This window comes from Cobetia sp. 1AS1 (assembly GCF_029846435.1).
Classification (GTDB): Bacteria; Pseudomonadota; Gammaproteobacteria; order Pseudomonadales; family Halomonadaceae; genus Cobetia; species Cobetia amphilecti.
In genome coordinates this window covers 39,152-56,200 of sequence record NZ_JARWKU010000006.1, presented here as the reverse complement: position 1 = coordinate 56,200, position 17,049 = coordinate 39,152, and the positions used below count along the sequence as shown (strand labels likewise).

Below are 17,049 nucleotides of genomic sequence, written 5' to 3'. Positions count from 1 at the left end.
ATCTCATATTTCGATACGATTTGCATTATTTTTAGAAACAAAGCTATATTTACAGCATTGCCGCCGCCCGGCTTTCCTGTCTCCCCGCGACAGGTCCACCGGGCAGCCACCAACAAGAATGACGAGGGAGACACCCCGTGAGCGACACCACCTTGACGCCTTCCAGCAGCGATACAAGCCCTGCCAATGATGCAAATCCTGCCAGCGATGCAGGCCTCGCCGCCTCTGCCGAGCAACCGCTGCCCGCCGGTCAGTTGCAGCCCACTGAGCTGCGCGGCGTGCGCGAGCTGTTCGGCATCGACAGTGACCTCAAGGTGCCGGTATTTGTGGAGCGCGACGCCCACGTGCCGGAAATCGACCACGCCTATCGCTTCAATCCCGATGTCACCCTCGCCATTCTCGCCGGCTTCACCAACAACCGCCGCGTGATGGTTCAGGGCCTGCACGGCACCGGCAAATCGACCCACATCGAGCAGATCGCCGCGCGCCTCAACTGGCCGTGCCTGCGCGTCAATCTCGACGGCCATGTCAGCCGGCTGGATCTGGTCGGCAAGGACGCCATCGTGATTCGTGACGGCGTGCAGGTCACCGAATTCCAGGAAGGCATCGTGCCCTGGTCGCTGACCCGCCCCATCGCGCTGATCTTCGATGAGTACGATGCCGGCCGCCCGGACGTGATGTTCGTCATCCAGCGCATTCTGGAGCGCGACGGCCACTTCACGCTGCTCGACCAGAACCGCGTGATTCGCCCGCATCCGCAGTTCCGGTTGTTCGCCACCGCCAATACCGTCGGGCTTGGCAATCAGGATGGGCTCTATCACGGCACCCAGCTGCTCAACCATGCGCAGATCGACCGCTGGAACATCGTCGCCAAGCTGGATTACTTGCCGCGTGAGGAAGAGGTGAAGATCGTGCTGGCGCGTGTGCCCGCCAAGGACAACGAGCGTGGCCGCGCCCTGATTCGCGCGATGGTCGCGGTGGCCGACCTCACCCGCAAGGGCTTCGCCAATGGCGACCTGTCGAGCCTGATGTCGCCGCGCACCGTGATCACCTGGGCGGAGAACTGCGAAATCTTCCGCAATCCGGCGCTGGCCTTCCGGCTCTCCTACCTCAACAAGTGCGATGAGCATGAGCGCCCGCTGGTCGCCGAGTTCTATCAGCGCTGTTTCGCCAAGGAGCTGGAGGAATCCGCGGCGCTGATGGAGAGCGACCTGATGGATGAACAGGACAGCGACAAGGGAGCCCGGGCATGAGTGCGGCCCAGCAGGTACGCCGTCGTCAGCAGTATCTCGAGGAGCTCTCGGCTGCGAGTCTCGGGGCACTCAGCGGTCAGGCCGGCTGGGCCTATCGGGGGCGGCGTCTGAGTCGGCATGCTCAGGCGCTGCCATTGCGCACCCCGCATCTGCGCCTTGAGGAAGATGATTGCACGCTCGACAACTATCGTGCGGTCAGCGATGCCATCGCGCTGCGCCTGCTCCACACCGACGAGGCGCTGCATCTGGCGGCGCGTCCGGCGCTGCCGGAAACCCGCCTGATCTATGACCTGCTGGAGCAGCTGCGCGTCGAGGCGCTGGTCGACCCTGACATGCCCGGCGTGAAGGAGAATCTGGCGCGGCGCTTCACCGACTGGTGCCTGGCCTTCTATCACGCGGGCCTGACCGAGACGAGCAGCGGCATCCTCATCTACAGCGTCATCCAGTCGTGCTGGTCGCGCCTGATGGCCTGTGCGGTGATCCACGAGACGGAGGATTACATCGAGACGACGCGCGCCTCCTTCTATCAGGCGCTGGGCGCTGACATGGCGGGGCTGAGACGCACGCGTTTCGATCAGGGGGCCTATCAGCAGCATGCGCTGAACATCAGCCTGTGGCTGGAGCAGGAACTGGCCGAATCGCTGGAGGAGCAGGACGGCGAGGAGGATGACGAGTCAGAGGCCAGTCAGCGCTTCGCGCTGTTTCTGGAAAACGAGAATGAGGAAGCGAGTCTGCTCGAGGAGCAGGCGGCTTCGCAGCTGCCGAGTCATCGGCGTGGCGTGCCGGAGGAATTGCTGCCCTATCAGGTGTTCACCACGGCCTATGACCGCGAGCTGGAACCGGCCAGGCGCATGCGCGCGGCCCTGCTCGACGAGTATCGGCAGGCGCTGGATACGCGTCTGGCGGAGCAGAAGATCAACGTGCGGCGACTGGCACGTCAGCTGGCGCGCCATTTCAGCTCGCCGCAGCGTGAGGGCTGGCACTTCGGGGAGGAGGAAGGAATCATCGATGGGCGGCGGCTGAGTCAGGTGATTTCCTCGCCGGCCGAGCGGCGGGTCTTCCAGCGCGAGCGCTGGGTGCCCGAGGCCAGTGCGCAGGTCAGCTTCCTGATCGATTGCTCCGGTTCGATGAAGGTGCATGGCGAGGCGGTGGCGATGCTGATCGAGATACTCACCCGCGCGCTCGACATGGCCGGTGTGCCCACCGAGGTGCTCGGCTTCACCACTGGCGCCTGGAATGGCGGCCGCGCCCTGAAGGACTGGCGACGCGCCGGCAAGCCCGCGCGTCCGGGCCGCCTGAATGAAGTGCAGTATCTGGTCTTCAAGCCCGCCTCACTGGCGTGGCGACGTGCGCGCCGCAACTTCGGCGCCCTGCTCAAGGCCGATATCTACCGCGAAGGCGTGGATGGCGAAGCCGTGCAATGGGCCTGCTCACGACTCGCGGACAACACTCCTGGCGACGAAGGCGCTCGCCGTCTGCTGGTCGTCATCTCCGATGGCAGCCCCTGTGACAGCGCCACCAACACCGCCAATGACGAGCAATACCTCGACAGCCACCTCAAGCAGGTGGTCGCGCAACAGACCCGCTCCGGCCGCCAGGCCATCCTCGGCCTCGGCGTCGGGCTGGACCTCAGCGCCTACTACCCCAACCAGCTGATCATCGATCTTGAACGCACCCTCGACAACGCCCTCGCCGATGAAATCGTCTATCACATGGCGCTGGCGTGTCGGCATCAGGGGATGTGAGCTGCTGCGAGAGCGAGATGAAGCACTACCAATGACGTGTCGTTTAGCGATCACCCGCGTGTGCGAGTGATTGTCGGTCTCGAACGCACCCTCAACAACGCCCTTCTCGATGTAACTGTTCATTATATAGCACTGGTGTGTACCAATAAGGAGATATAAATTTATTTACGAAAAATATTCACAACATACAAATAAATACATATATTACAACACCTCCTCCGGTATTATCCTTCTAATTCTTATCGATGAAAAACCTTGTTCGCGCGCCGACCTCTCTACAAGTATTTGTCCTACTAAAAGAGCCCATTCTCGTTCCTCTGATAGCACCCCATTTAGGCTATCATTTGCATAGCGCAGCTTCAAAGACATTGCGATATTCTTCCACTGCTCCTTAGGAAGCGAGAGCCATATATCGACAAACTCAGTTGGATCAACGCGACTAAAAACTGGTGTTTGTGCATATAACCCACCAGCTCCACCTACAAATGCAACATTATGCAAGAACAGTCTAGGAATCTCTTGCATAATTATTTTCAACTGATCCCAAATCTCAGGATACTTATTCTCAAGTGCGATTTTCTTAGCATTATTAAGATAACTTCGCATGGTATCAAAGTGCTGACTATATGAGTCCGAAACCCAATAGGCAACCCCCTCATAGGAACTCCTAGAAAGATCTAACCAACTTAAATTCATGTCCTGAGGTGGAATCTTATCTCTTTCTAAAAGCCCATCAATATATAACTTAAAACTTTCAACAACTGCATCGAAACTGCCCTCCTCTATAGACTCCTGAACCATCAATAACTTCAAAGAAAAAGTGTGCAATATTTCACCGGGTATAACTATCTCATACTCATCTATCTGCCTATTAATTTCATTCAAAGAATCTAAAACAACCTCGTCCTCTAACTCATCAAAATTAATTAATATTTTCCATGGCGCAACAGACTCCTGATCCATGAAGTGTATAGAGCTACTAATATCTTTACCTATATCATCACTAGAGTATCTTCCATCTACGAACATATCTCTTAGCACTTCATCACTTAAAATAAGACTACTGAGATCAATAGCAGGATATCGTATATTCGAAGCTAAAATACTAGAATAGTCTATGGCGTTATCAGTTCGCTCGGTTGTATTAACAGTCTCAAAAGCCTTTCTTCTATTGATAAGAATTTCAGGGTTTATTCTAGACGAACGCACTTCGATATTTATGGCAACATGCAATTGCAAAGTTTCAGTGATTGCATCATTATTTTCGACATGTCGTTCTGATAGGCATGTAAAAAGTCTACAAACATCCTCCAGAACATGACGTAATATTCTGAGCGACTTAACTTTCGAAACAATAAACACCTGCTTGACTACATCTTCATATTTATGCAGAAAATCTTTAGATTTTTGCGAGGGCATCATTAGAGAAAAATGCCTAAAAGCAGCATCAACATCAGGCTCTACACGGATACTTTGACCAACAACTTTTTCCTTAACATCAGAAAAATCATCAATTATTTTAGTATCGTGAGCAATTATCACAACATTGAACCCACGCTGCTCTACATACAAGTTAACCACCCCAAGCAAGTCCTTCAATTCTATATTACTACGCTCAATATCATCAAATATCAAAACCCGATCATTCTTAACATTCCTTCTACACAAAGCATTTAGAACACTGGGCGCTAGATTCCCTAGTTCACTCCATCCTGTTCTTGTCGCCACCATCGTACTCACTTCACTTAAAGGGCCGTGGATTTTAGCAAGACTAGGAGATGCAGCTGCTATTACCTCAGAGTTCAATTGCTCTATATCCTGGACACCAAAAAGGCTTACATAGTATCTTTTACGCGAGGGTATAGAATTTAAGACTTGGTAAGTTTTACCCGCCCCCCATTCACCTGTCACTAACACTGCATATCCCGGCTTATCGACTGACAGATAATAATCCAAATATTCTACAAAATGATTATTCACAAGACCTCCATAGACGCTAGGGACACTACATTAGGAAGATAGCATTCCAGTGGAGTATTGCGATGCAAAATACTACTTAGAGGCAGGCTTTCGCCTGCCCAATCCGCCGTGAGCGGCTAACAGAAGGAAAAGAAGGAGAAATCAGTCTTGCGGGGTGCGCTGCTGTGCCTGAACAACAGTCACCGCAATGACATTGAGGATGTCGGCGGTGGAGCAGCCACGCGAGAGGTCGTTGGCGGGTTTGGCGAGGCCCTGGAGCAGCGGGCCGATGGCTTCTGCACCGCCGATGCGTTCGGCGAGCTTGTAGCCGATATTGCCGGCTTCCAGATTGGGGAACACCAGCACGTTGGAGGTACCTTTGACGCGCGAGGTGGGCAGCTTGCGCTCGGCGATTTCCGCCACGATGGCGGCGTCGAGCTGCACGTCTTCATCGATGGCGATATCCGGGCGTTGCTCGCGTACCCGATGCGCGGCCTGCACCACCTTGTCCACCGAGGCGTGATGCGCGCTGCCATTGGTGGAAAACGACAGCATCGCCACCCGTGGGTCTTCCCCAAGCAGAGCCTGGGCACTGTCGGCGGCGGCCAGCGCGATCTGCGACAGCTCCTCGGCGTCGGGGTCGATCACCAGCCCGCAGTCCGAGAAGATCATGCCGCCCTTCAGATTGTGGAACGGCTTGCACAGCATCATCAGAAAGAAGCTGGAGACCAGCTTGCTGTCCGGCGCCAGCCCCAGCAGTTGAATGGCGGTACGCACCACATCGGCAGTGGTGAGCACGGCGCCGGCCACCGAGCCATCCGCCAACCCTTCGCGCACCAGCATGTTGGCGAACGTCAGCGGATCACGAATCTTCTCGGCGGCCTGCTCCGCCGTCATGCCCTTGGCCGCGCGATGCGCGTGCAGCGCCTCGGCAAGCCTGGCGGTGTGCTCGGAGGTGACGGGGTCGATCAGCTCGAGCCTTGCCAACGCCTGATCCTCAAGCCCGGCTTCTCTGGCGGTGGCGGCGATGACGATGGGGTCACCCACCACCATCACCTGTGCCAGGCCCTGCTCCGCCGCGCTGACCGCCGCCTGCACCACCCGCATGTCCTGCCCTTCGCAGAGCACGATACGGCGCGGGTCTGCCTTGGCCCGCGCCAGAATGTTGTTGAGTGCCTTCATGTCTGTCTCCTCGCTGCCCTTGCAGGCAGCCGACACATCCAAAAAGCCCCGGACATCTGAAATGGCCGGGGCAAGGGAGAGTTCCAGTCCTGCTTGCGCGTCGCGCTACACCCGCTTCATCGCGCTGCCATCCATGACCTGCACAGCGCGATCAGCGATGGGCGTTACACGTAATCCTGATACTTCTCGAGCAGACGCACCGGCTTCTTGAGGGCGTCGCGGCGGAACGGGTCGCCCAGTTCGCGAGTACACATCACCTCGATGACGCAGGTCTTGCCTTCGTTCATCTGCATGTCGATGGCCTTCTTGAGGGCCGGGCCCACGTCTTCCAGACGGTCGACGGTGATGCCTTCGGCCCCCATGGAGCGCGCGATCTCGGCGAAGCTCTCGTTGTCCAGCTCACCGGCGACGAAGCGACGGTTGTAGAACTCGACCTGGTTCTTCTTCTCGGCGCCCCACTGACGGTTGTGGAAGACGACGGCCGTGACCGGAATGTCGTGACGCACGGCGGTCATGATTTCCATCAGGCTCATGCCCCAGGCGCCGTCACCGGCGTAGGCGATGGCCGGACGTTCCGGCGCGGCAGTCTTGGCACCCATGATGGTCGGCAGCGCGTAGCCGCAGTTGCCGAAGCTCATCGGGGCGAAGAAGCTGCGCGGACGATCGAAGCGCAGGTAGCTGTGGGCCACGGAATTGATGTTGCCGATGTCAGTGGACACCATGACATCTTCCGGCATGGCCTTTTCCAGCTCGCGCAGTACCTGACGCGGGTGCAGGTATTCGCCGCCGGAGAACGGCTTCTCGTCCTTGGCTTCTTCGATGGCGTCGAGGCTGAAGGCGTCCTTCTCGTGGGTCCAGGCATCCAGCTCGGCTTCCCAGGCGGCCTTCTCTTCACGGATCTGGGTCAGACGCGAATCCTTGGAGGCATCGCATTCCAGATTGCGACCGGACAGACGCTCGGTCAGGGCGATGGCCGCTTCACGCGCATCGCCGCAGATGCCGACGGAGATCTTCTTCACCAGGCCCAGCATCTTGTGATCGGCGTCGATCTGGATGATCTTCGCGTCCTTCGGCCAGTAGTCCATGCCGTGCTGCGGCAGGGTGCCGAACGGCCCGAGGCGCGTGCCCAGCGCGATGACGACATCGGCCTGGGAGATCAGCTTCATGCCCGCCTTGGAGCCCTGATAACCGAGCGGACCACACCACAGCGGGTGGCTGGCCGGGAAGGAATCGTTGTGCTGGTAGCTGTTGACCACCGGCGCGCCGAGACGCTCTGCCAGTGCCTTGCACTCCTCGACGCCATCGGCCATCACCACACCGCCACCGGAAACGATGACCGGGAACTTGGCGCTGGCCAGCAGCTCGGCTGCCTCATCCAGGCTCTTGCTGCCACCCGGGCCGCGGTCGACACGTGCCGGCAGCGGAATCTCGCATTCGATCTCGCCGTAGAAGTAGTCACGCGGAATGTTGAGCTGGGTCGGGCCCATCTCGGACATGGCGCGGTCGAAGCAACGACCGGTGTATTCCGCCATGCGCGACGGGTGGGTCACGTGACCCTGGTATTTGGTGAATTCCTGGAACATCGGCAGCTGCTTGCATTCCTGGAAGCCGCCCAGGCCGATGCCGGTGGTGCCGGCTTCCGGCGTGACGATGACCACCGGGCTGTGCGCCCAGTAAGCCGCCGCGATGCCGGTGACGCAGTTGGAGATGCCCGGACCGTTCTGGCCGATGACCATGCCGTGACGGCCGGAAACGCGAGCATAGCCGTCGGCCATGTGGGCAGCGCCCTGCTCATGCACCACCGGAATGAGGCGAATGCCGGCCGGGGCGAAGATGTCCATCGCATCCATGAAGGCGGAGCCCATGATGCCGAACATGTCGGTGACGCCATTGGCGACCATGGTTTCCACGAAGGCCTCGGAAGGGGTCATCTTCTGCTTGCCCTGCACGACCTTGCGATTGTCTGCGCTGTCTTGAGTGCTCATGGCGTCTCCAACTATAAATTTTATGTTTATTGATACATTTAGTTCCGATTACCGAAACATGTGACCAAAATTAGCCCTCGCCGCGCGGCCCGTCAAGCCCGATTTCGGAAAATGATCAAAAACACTCCTTTTTTAGAAACTTCTCCCGGTGAATGGAGTACTGTTAAAGTAGGCACAGCAACGCAAGGCACTGACGGGCCGAGCGTTTCGGCGCCACACTGCCCAGCGCACGGATTGAAGGAGGGAATAGCCCATGAACAGTGCCACCCAGCCCCAGGCGAGCCTGCCGCGTGATCGCAAGGATGCTGACAGGGACACCGGCAAGGAAGGCAGCAAGATAGAAGGCGATACGCCCGCCCAGCGTCTGCTGGCGCTGCTGGAGGTGATCGCCGCCAAGGACCAGTTCTTCACCCTGCAGGGACTGGTGGAAGAGACCGGCCTGCCCAAGCCGACGCTGCACCGCATGCTGCAGCAGCTGGAAGGCAGCGGCATGCTGCAGCGCGAGGCGGACAACCGCCATTACAGCAAGGGCAGCCGCCTGCGCCGTCTGGCGGAGAACCTACTGCTCAACGACACCGTGCAGGGCGCCCGCCACGGCGTGCTCAACCGGCTGATGGAAGAGGTCGGCGAGAGCTGCAACATCACGGCACTGTCCGGCAGCGAGGTGCTGTATCTGGACCGCGTCGAGACCCAGGCCCCGCTGCGCTTCTATCTGCACCCCGGTTCCCGGGTGCCGGTGCATTGCTCCGCCAGCGGCAAGCTGTTTCTGGCCCAGATGCCGCCCGCCCAGCGCCGCCGCCTGCTGACCGGCACGCCGCTGAACGCGATGACGCGCAACACCCTGACCGACATCGAGTCCGTCGAGGCCGAGATCGAGCAGGTCCGCCAGCAGGGCTTCGCGCTGGATGACGAGGAATTCCTGCCCGGTCTGGTGTGCATCGCGGTGCTGGCGCCCAATCCCGATGGGCCTTCCAACATCGGCGTGGCGATCCAGGCGCCGGTGATGCGCCAGTCGCGCGAGGACATGCTCAAGCATCTGCCGGCACTCGAGCGTGCCGCGCGCGATATCGCCGCCATCCAGCGCGGCGCGATACCCTCCGCCTGAGGCCAGCGTGCTGGAGCTGGAGCTGGGGCTGGGAAAGAAGAGCGACAGGTACAAGGTCGTGCTTCCCGTGACGCGCATGAGGGGCTAGCCTAGCGGACTGCCTTTCACACGCCACGTCGAGAACACCATGTCCGCCAGCGATGCCTTGCGTCTTGTCCTGCTGTCCACCCTGTGGGGCATGTCTTTCATCTTCATGCGCGTGGCCGCGCCGGAATTCGGCCCGACCACGCTGATACTGCTGCGCATGGGCATCGGTGCGCTGGTACTCGCCCCGCTGCTGCTGGGCGCGGGACGCCTGAGGATGCTGTGGGAGCACAAGGGCCCGCTTGCGGTGCTGGGGCTGACCAGTCAGGCACTGCCCTTCTGCCTGCTGGCGCTGGCCACCACCCAGCTGGAGGCCGGCTTCACCTCGCTGATCAATGCCACCACGCCGTTGTTCACCGCGCTGCTGGGCATGGCGCTGTTCGCCACGCCGATCCAGAAGCAGCAGTATCTCGGCCTGGCCGTGGCCTTCAGCGGTGTCTATGTGCTGTCGAGCGATCGCCTCGATTTCCAGCTCGGCGGCGATGGCTGGTTCATTCTCGCCGCCCTCGGCGCGACCTTCTGCTACGGCTTCGCCTCCAACTTCTCGCGCCAGCGCCTGAATCACCTGCCGGCGCCGGTACTGGCCGCGGGCAGCTCGCTGATGTCATCCCTGCTGTTGCTGATTCCGGGCCTGTGGATGTGGCCGACGGCCAGCGTCAGCCTGGAAGCCTGGGGCAGCGCCATCGCGCTGGCGGTGCTCAGCACCAGCCTCGCCTTCCTGATCTTCTTCCGCCTGTTGGCCAGCGCCGGCGCCACCGCGACCACCTCGGTGACCTTCCTGGTACCGGTCAGCGCGCTGCTGTGGGGCAACATGCTGCTCGATGAGGTGATCGATGCGCGCATCCTCACCGGGATGGGCATCACTCTGCTGGGCACCGCCATCGCCACCCGTCTGATTCGCCTGCCGACACGTCAGAAAGTCGCCTGACCGCTTGCCGCATGATGCAAAAAGGCCCACCCCTGAACACGAGGTTCATGGGTGGGCCTTTTGGTTCAAGAGCTTTGGGTTTGTGAGCCTTTTGCCTTGTGGGGCTGAGCGCTCAGGCGCCAGTCATTCGGGTCAACCAGCTCAGCCGGTCAATCACATCAACCCGCCGCTTCCTCGGCGGCATCGGCCAACGCTTCGAAGACACGCGCCACGGCTTCCGCACCCGGATCGCTGTTGCCGACCAGATGGGCGGAAGGCACGTAGGCGGAGCGCCCGGCCCGCGCCTTGGCCATCTCGGCGGTGGCATCCGCGCCCTGACGGGCGGCGCGCGCCATCGCGGCCCAGTCGACCCGCCCGGCGCGCATCTCCTGCCTGCTCTCGGCCGGCGAGGCTGACTGACCACCCTGCACCGATTCCTGCTTTTCAGACTGCACCGATTCCTGCAACGCCTCCAGTGCCGGCAACAGCGCATCCAGCAGGCTGCGGTCGCCGCGTGAGGCGCCGCCGTAATGCTGCATGCGGGCGACACCGTGACTCAGGGCGTCGTGCCAGCGCTGGCCCAGCGGTGCCTGGCCATGCGCGTCCGACTGCTCCTTCCAGCGGGTGGCGGCGGCGGTAAACAGCGTCGAGAGCAGCACACCACTGGAGCCGCCCATGCCGTGGGCCAGCTGCTTGCCGATGGTGGTCATCAGCTCACCGGAATCGCCACACGCCAGCTCGCAGTCTTCCAGCGCCTCGATCACCGCGCGCGCACCGCTGGCGAAGGTGCTGCCGGTATCGCCGTCACCGCTGATGGCATCGAGGCGGTCAAGATCCGCCTCGCTGGCAAGCAGGATTTCCAGTGCCGCGCGCAGGCGTTGCTCGACCTGCGGATCGCCCGGCAGGCCGGCACGCGATTTCACGCCACGGGCGGCACGCTCCTGGCAGTCGGCCTTGGCCTGGGCACGTCTAGCATCCGAGGCCTCATCACTGGCGGTTCTGACGGCGTCCTGACTCGGCGTGAAGTGCGTCAGTGGCGTCACCGGCTGCACGCCCGGCCAGGCCACCGGTGCGCAGCTGGCGCTGAGCGCCTCTTCCAGCAGGCTATCCAGCGGCAGCAGCGTCAGCGAGAAGCCGTGCATGTCCAGCGAGGTCATCAGCGGTTGCGGGCCGACCACGGCATGGATGCCCAGCGCCTGCAGCGACGGATGGGTCAGCGCCTCTTCCAGCAGCAGGCTGCGCTCCAGCGCCGAGCAACCGCCCAGATCATTGATCAACAGCAGATGGCCGCTGGCCGGCAGGTCGCCGCCGACATCCTTGCGCGAATGACCCTGCACCAGCGCCGTGACCACGGTATCCATGATCGCATGCACGCCGTGGGTGTCCGAGTCGCTGCCAAGCTCGAGCGCCATGGCGCCCGGCTCGCCGTGAATGCCCAGCCCCAGTTCCGGTGCGCGCTGCTCACGCGGCTTGCCGGGATGGCGGCCGACATTGAAGGCCACCCCAAGGGTCGAGCAACTGTCGGCGACGCGCCGTGCGACGGCGGTGATTTCCTTGAGGCCCGCCCCACGTGCCGCCAGCGCACCGGTGACCTTGTGCACCAGCAGTGTGCCGGCCAGCCCGCGCGGCTGCGGGTTGTCGGGCAGCGCCACATCATCAGCGACGATGACCATCTCGACCTTGAAGCCTTCCTGACGCGCCCGCTCGGCCGCCAGCCCGAAGTTGAGGCGATCGCCGGTGTAGTTCTTGACGATCAGCAAGGCCCCGGCCTCACCGGTCACTTCGCGGATCGCCGCCAGCACGGCGTCCACCGTCGGCGAGGCGAACAGCTCACCACACACGGCAGCCGTCAGCATGCCCGCGCCGACGAAACCTGCATGCGCGGGTTCATGCCCCGAGCCGCCACCGGATATCAGCGCGACCTGATCACGCGCCCAGTCATCGCGTACCACCAGGCGCATGCCACTGGCGGGGTCTGACAGCCGCACGCCACTGCCATCCGGGTGGCGCAGTCGTGCGCAGCCTTCCAGCGCCTCGCCGACGACCTGGCGTGGCTGATTGATGAACTGTCGGCCAGACTCGCTGCTACTCATCCTTCTCTCCTTGAGGACACTCGCCCTGCTGATAAAGGCGGCACTTGAGGCCGCCGTTCATGCCTGTCTTGTGCCACGACGCTTCCCTGACGCTCGGGGGCCTCGACTCATCCTGCCTTGCCGTTCCCCCCAGCGTCGTTCGCGACTTTGCCGGATGCAATAGTCATATCAGAAAATGATGGCATTCGCGCTGCAGCGTTGCGCCACGCCCATCAGTCGAGCGGCCTGAAAGACAAAAGCCCCCCGACGCCTGCGCGTGCGGGGGGCTTGGAATGTCGGGAGCCAGCGGGAAGCGGGCTTGCTTGTCATGCGAGTCACCTTTCCTCCTTGGCCCTGGCCTCGGCAGACTCGGAATCAGCAGACACGCTATCGCCACGCTCGGTATCGGCAGGCTTGGTATCGACAGGCTTGGTACCGGCAGACTCTGTATCGGCAAACTCGGTACCGGTAGAAGCTGCCTGCTGCCTCGGCGGCGACTGGGAGGCTGGCGCGGGTCCCGGGTGCAACCAGGAAGGCAGGCGACTGGCGGGGGCTTCCAGATTCGAGGCCTGGAAATCGCAGGCCTGGTATGCGCTGGCAGAGCACTCCACCGGCGTGTGCACCCTGAAATCGTGCTTACCGTGGTGCTTGACCCGGTACATCGCCTGATCGGCCCGTTCAAGCGCCAGCCCGAAGCGATTGTCGGCATCGCACCCGAAGCAGATGCCGATGCTCAGACCGATACGGCCGAGGCCACCGCTGATCTCGAGGGGATGCGCGAAGCGCTCCAGCCAGCGACGGGCAATATGTTCGACACGCGGCAGTGACATGCGGGGCAGCTGAAAGAGGAATTCATCGCCGCCGAAACGCGCCGAGAGATGATGATGGATGCCCAGTCGATGCAGCTCATCGTTCAGGCCATGCGCGACCAGCACCAGCACTTCGTCGCCGGCACGATGGCCGAACTGGTCATTGACCTGCTTGAAGCCGTCGAGGTCGATGAAGATCAAGGCACTGTCGTCGGCCAGCGGTCGCTGATGCCAGCTGTTGATGGCCTGGCGATTGGCAAGGCCCGTCAGGGCATCGGTGCTGGCCAGCGCATTGAGGCGCGATTCGTAGTCCTTCTCATGACTGATGTCGGTATGCGTGCCCAGCAGACGCAGGGCATTGCCGTGCTCATCGCGTTCGACCACCCTCCCGCGGTCGGCGACCCAGGTGATGCTGCCGTCGCGGGCCAGCATGCGATGCACGACCTGATAGACCTCGGTGCGCCCCTCAAGGTGATCATTGAGATTGGCGAGTACTTCGTCGCGGTCTTCCGGGTGCAGGTGCTCACGCCAGACATCGAAATGGGCGTTCAGCTCGCCGGGCTGATAGCCCAGCATGCGCCCCCAGCGATAGTTGAAGATGGTGAGCTTGCCGCTGGGCACTTCGAGCTGCCAGAGGCGCAGGCCGGTACCGTCAAGCGTCGTCGACAGTTTCTCTTCCAGCCCCGCTAGTCGGCGTTCAAGGCGAGCCTTGTCGCGTTCCATCTGCTGGAGTGCTTGTTCCAGTGATTGTTCACGCAGACTCTTGCGTGCCATGCCAGGCCCCCGGTCGACTCCTTGTCCTGCATCCTGTTTATCCATCGACACCACGGCGGACTCCCCACTCGCTTGCCGATGCATCGCTCACGGTCTTGTGTTCTGTCTTGTTGTTATGCCATGCCGCTCTGCCTTGACGTTCTGTCTTGACGTTCTGTCTTGACGTTCTGTCTTGACATTCTGTCTTGATGTTCTGTCTTGCGGCGCTTTCCGCCTGTCGTGCCTGGCGTCCTTGGCGCTTCGCCGCCCAGCCCGGTGACTGGGCGGTTGTCACCCGACTGAGGTCAATAAGCACTAACTGTAGCTTAGATACCTAAAACAGAACCTATCGATATAACGTCCAGATGTGACAGCCCGAATGCCGAAAGAATCCCGACGAAAGTCTCAATCACATCAATAGCGCAAAAATGCGCAAGCCATATGATGTTTGCGCAGCGCGCCCGAGCATCAGCGCATCAGCACCTCAGAGCGCAAAAGCATCAGCACCTCAGAGCGCAAAAGCATCAGCGCGTCAGAGCGCCAGCTCGCCACCCTTGGCCACGGCACGCTGAAAGGCCTCGCGCTGACGGATGCGGGCCAGCCATTCCTGGATATTCGGGTGATTCTTGAGCCCCTGGCGCGCATCGAGCGCCTGGATCGGGAAGCTCATCTGGATATCGGCACCGGTCAGCGAGTCCCCGGCAAGCCACTGGCGATGCTCGAGACAGGTATCCATGTAGGCGAGATGCGCCTTGATCTCCGGGCTGATGAAGCTGTCATTCACCCCCTTGGCCAGCTTGCGCGCGATCGGGCGCACCAGCCACGGCACCGGCGGCTTGTCGAGGCGCGAGAACACCAGTCTGAGCATCAGCGGCAGCATCGCGGAGCCCTCGGCGAAGTGCAGCCAGAAGCGGTAGTCACGCTCGGCCTGGCTGCCGGCGGGCGGGCGCAGATGGGCAGTGCTGCCGCTGCCCTGGCCGGCGTACAGATCGATCAGGTATTCGATGATCGCACCGGACTCGGCGACCACCACCGGCTCGGCATTCTCTCCCGCCAGCGTGGTGTCGGTGATGATCGGCGCCTTGCCCAGCGGGTGAATCTCCTTCAGCGCCTTGGGCGCACGCATGCTGTTGCTGTCGCGGGCATAGGTCTGCAGGCGGTATTCAAGATTCAACTCTTCCAGCAGCCACAGGATGCGCTGCGAGCGCGAGTTTTCCAGATGGTGAACCGTGATCATGGGCGTGCTCCTGAGGGTGGGGGCAAGTGCGCAGCGGTCAGCTCCGGGGGCGATCAGCGTTCGAAGATGCTGTCACCCAGGTCATCGATGGTGCGCTTCGCCTTGAGCAGGGTCAGCTCCACGGCGCCCTCTTCGCCCGGCACGGTGTCGGAGCGCTCGAAGCGGTGCTCCAGCATCTCGCCACCTTCCACCGGCTTGCGGATCACCCCCGACACCCGGTATTGACCATCGTGCTTCTGCGGCATCGCCACGATCAGATAGCCCTTGTATTCGGTGGCTTCCGGTTCCTTGACCGGCGCAGGCTCGCCTGCGGCAAACAGTTTCTTCAGCATACCCAGCATGAGACATCTTCCTTGGCCGGCCGCCATGACGGTCGCCGGCTATCTACGTGCAGAAATGACAATGAAAAGGGGCTTCTGTCAGCATCGCATGCACCCACGGGGGAGAAAAGCGCTCAGCAACGCCCCTGAGCGCCATGCGTGCCTTGGATGAGCAGCACCTCATCAGACGAAAGCGCGCCTGGCTCTGGTAGCCGACTCTGGCCGCCTAAAGCGCGATACGACAGCCGGATAACGTGGCACCGACAGCCGGATAGCACGACGCCGACCCCTATGGCAGCGAATGGCTGCAGCAGGGGGCCGGCGTCATGGTGTTCCGAGATCAGGCTATCGGATCAGAGATTACTCGATGCCACGTCCCTTGCTGGCCGCGATACGCAGGCGCAGGGAGTTCAGCTTGATGAAGCCGGCAGCATCTTTCTGGTCGTAGGCGCCCGCATCGTCTTCGAAGGTCGCGATGGACGCATCGAACAGCGAGTCTTCGGACTGACGGCCGACGACGATCACGTTGCCCTTGTAGAGCTTGAGACGCACGACGCCGTTGACGACCTTCTGGGACTCATCGATGGCCGCCTGCAGCATGCGACGCTCCGGGCTCCACCAGTAGCCGTTGTACACCAGCTCGGCGTACTTGGGCATCATCTCGTCCTTCAGGTGGGCCGCTTCGCGGTCCAGAGTGATGGATTCGATGGCACGGTGAGCACGCATCATGATGGTGCCGCCCGGTGTTTCGTAGCAGCCACGCGACTTCATGCCGACGTAACGGTTCTCGACGATGTCGAGACGGCCGATGCCGTTGGCGCCGCCGACCTTGTTCAGGTACTCGAGCACTTCGTGAGCGGCCATTTCCTTGCCGTCGATGGCAGTGATGTCGCCCTTGGTGTAGGTCAGATCGATGTAGGTCGCGTCATTCGGCGCCTGCTCCGGGCTGACGCTCCAGCGCCACATCTCTTCTTCGCACTCGGTCCACGGGTCTTCCAGCACGCCACCTTCATAGGAGATGTGCAGAAGGTTCGCGTCCATGGAGTACGGAGACTTCTTCTTGTTCTTGGCGTAGTCGACTTCGATACCGTGTTGCTCGCAGTATTCCATCAACTTCTCGCGGGAGTTCAGGTCCCACTCACGCCACGGCGCGATGACCTGGATGCCCGGCTTCAGCGCGTAGGCGCCCAGCTCGAAACGCACCTGGTCGTTGCCCTTGCCGGTCGCACCGTGAGAGATGGCGTCGGCGCCGGTCTCGTTGGCGATCTCGACCAGACGACGCGCGATCAGCGGACGTGCGATGGAGGTGCCCAGCAGGTACTCGCCTTCATAGATGGCGTTGGCACGGAACATCGGGAAGACGTAATCGCGGACGAAGGTCTCGCGCAGGTCTTCGATGTAGATCTCCTTCACGCCGAGGGCTTCTGCCTTGGCACGCGCCGGCTCGACTTCCTCGCCCTGACCGAGGTCAGCTGTGAAAGTCACGACTTCACAGTTGTAGGTTTCCTGCAGCCACTTGACGATGACTGAAGTGTCCAGGCCGCCGGAGTAGGCGAGAACGACCTTTTGCACGTCGGACATGCTTGACTCCTGAGTTGATGCTTGTAGTTCCCGCGTACCACTGATGAACGCCGTGGC

12 protein-coding genes are annotated in these 17,049 nt (G+C 61.1%); 4 read left to right on the top strand and 8 right to left on the bottom strand.

Annotation, left to right across the window (positions count from 1 at the left end):
- Positions 1 to 137 precede the first annotated feature (137 nt).
- Together QD280_RS11500 and QD280_RS11495 are read left to right on the top strand one after the other, a co-directional pair.
- Positions 138 to 1,253, top strand: a complete 1,116-nt coding sequence (locus tag QD280_RS11500) for an AAA family ATPase (RefSeq protein WP_279839312.1) — start codon at positions 138 to 140, stop codon at positions 1,251 to 1,253.
- Positions 1,250 to 2,998, top strand: coding sequence for a cobalamin biosynthesis protein CobT (locus QD280_RS11495; RefSeq protein WP_279839311.1), 1,749 nt, complete (start codon positions 1,250 to 1,252; stop codon positions 2,996 to 2,998). The genes QD280_RS11500 and QD280_RS11495 overlap by 4 nt, the downstream gene beginning before the upstream one ends.
- A gap of 204 nt (positions 2,999 to 3,202) precedes the next feature.
- On the opposite strand, the gene QD280_RS11490 is transcribed toward QD280_RS11495, so the two are convergent.
- The 3 genes from QD280_RS11490 to xsc form a co-directional block, all read right to left on the bottom strand.
- Positions 3,203 to 4,978 (bottom strand): hypothetical protein, encoded by a 1,776-nt coding sequence (locus QD280_RS11490; protein ID WP_279839308.1) that lies wholly within the window; start codon positions 4,976 to 4,978, stop codon positions 3,203 to 3,205.
- Positions 4,979 to 5,119: 141 nt separating this feature from the next.
- Positions 5,120 to 6,139 carry a phosphate acetyltransferase gene (gene pta / locus QD280_RS11485; RefSeq protein ID WP_279839307.1) on the bottom strand — a complete coding sequence of 340 codons (1,020 nt, stop codon included), beginning with the start codon at positions 6,137 to 6,139 and terminating at the stop codon, positions 5,120 to 5,122.
- Positions 6,140 to 6,303: 164 nt separating this feature from the next.
- Positions 6,304 to 8,124 carry a sulfoacetaldehyde acetyltransferase gene (gene xsc, locus QD280_RS11480; protein ID WP_235506947.1) on the bottom strand — a complete coding sequence of 607 codons (1,821 nt, stop codon included), beginning with the start codon at positions 8,122 to 8,124 and terminating at the stop codon, positions 6,304 to 6,306.
- Between the two features lie 253 nt (positions 8,125 to 8,377).
- Here xsc and QD280_RS11475 point away from each other — a divergent pair, with 253 nt between their 5' ends.
- Together QD280_RS11475 and QD280_RS11470 are read left to right on the top strand one after the other, a co-directional pair.
- Positions 8,378 to 9,229: an IclR family transcriptional regulator gene (locus QD280_RS11475; RefSeq protein WP_084589193.1), complete on the top strand. Its 852-nt coding sequence runs from the start codon at positions 8,378 to 8,380 to the stop codon at positions 9,227 to 9,229.
- A gap of 127 nt (positions 9,230 to 9,356) precedes the next feature.
- Positions 9,357 to 10,241, top strand: coding sequence for a DMT family transporter (locus QD280_RS11470; protein WP_043331353.1), 885 nt, complete (start codon positions 9,357 to 9,359; stop codon positions 10,239 to 10,241).
- A 158-nt stretch (positions 10,242 to 10,399) separates the two neighbouring features.
- Here the strand turns inward: QD280_RS11470 and QD280_RS11465 are convergent, their stop codons facing one another.
- From QD280_RS11465 to QD280_RS11445, 5 genes are all read right to left on the bottom strand, one after another.
- Entirely contained in the window at positions 10,400 to 12,313 is a 1,914-nt protein-coding gene (locus QD280_RS11465; protein WP_279839306.1) for a dihydroxyacetone kinase subunit DhaK, read from the bottom strand.
- 314 nt (positions 12,314 to 12,627) lie between these two features.
- Positions 12,628 to 13,875: a sensor domain-containing diguanylate cyclase gene (locus QD280_RS11460; RefSeq protein WP_279839305.1), complete on the bottom strand. Its 1,248-nt coding sequence runs from the start codon at positions 13,873 to 13,875 to the stop codon at positions 12,628 to 12,630.
- Positions 13,876 to 14,386: 511 nt separating this feature from the next.
- Positions 14,387 to 15,091, bottom strand: coding sequence for a glutathione S-transferase (locus tag QD280_RS11455; protein WP_153636321.1), 705 nt, complete (start codon positions 15,089 to 15,091; stop codon positions 14,387 to 14,389).
- Positions 15,092 to 15,144: 53 nt separating this feature from the next.
- On the bottom strand, positions 15,145 to 15,432 hold the full coding sequence (locus QD280_RS11450) for an HlyU family transcriptional regulator (RefSeq protein WP_306424366.1): 288 nt from the start codon (positions 15,430 to 15,432) through the stop codon (positions 15,145 to 15,147).
- Positions 15,433 to 15,771: 339 nt separating this feature from the next.
- Positions 15,772 to 17,037, bottom strand: a complete 1,266-nt coding sequence (locus QD280_RS11445) for an argininosuccinate synthase (protein ID WP_225348161.1) — start codon at positions 17,035 to 17,037, stop codon at positions 15,772 to 15,774.
- Positions 17,038 to 17,049 lie beyond the last annotated feature (12 nt).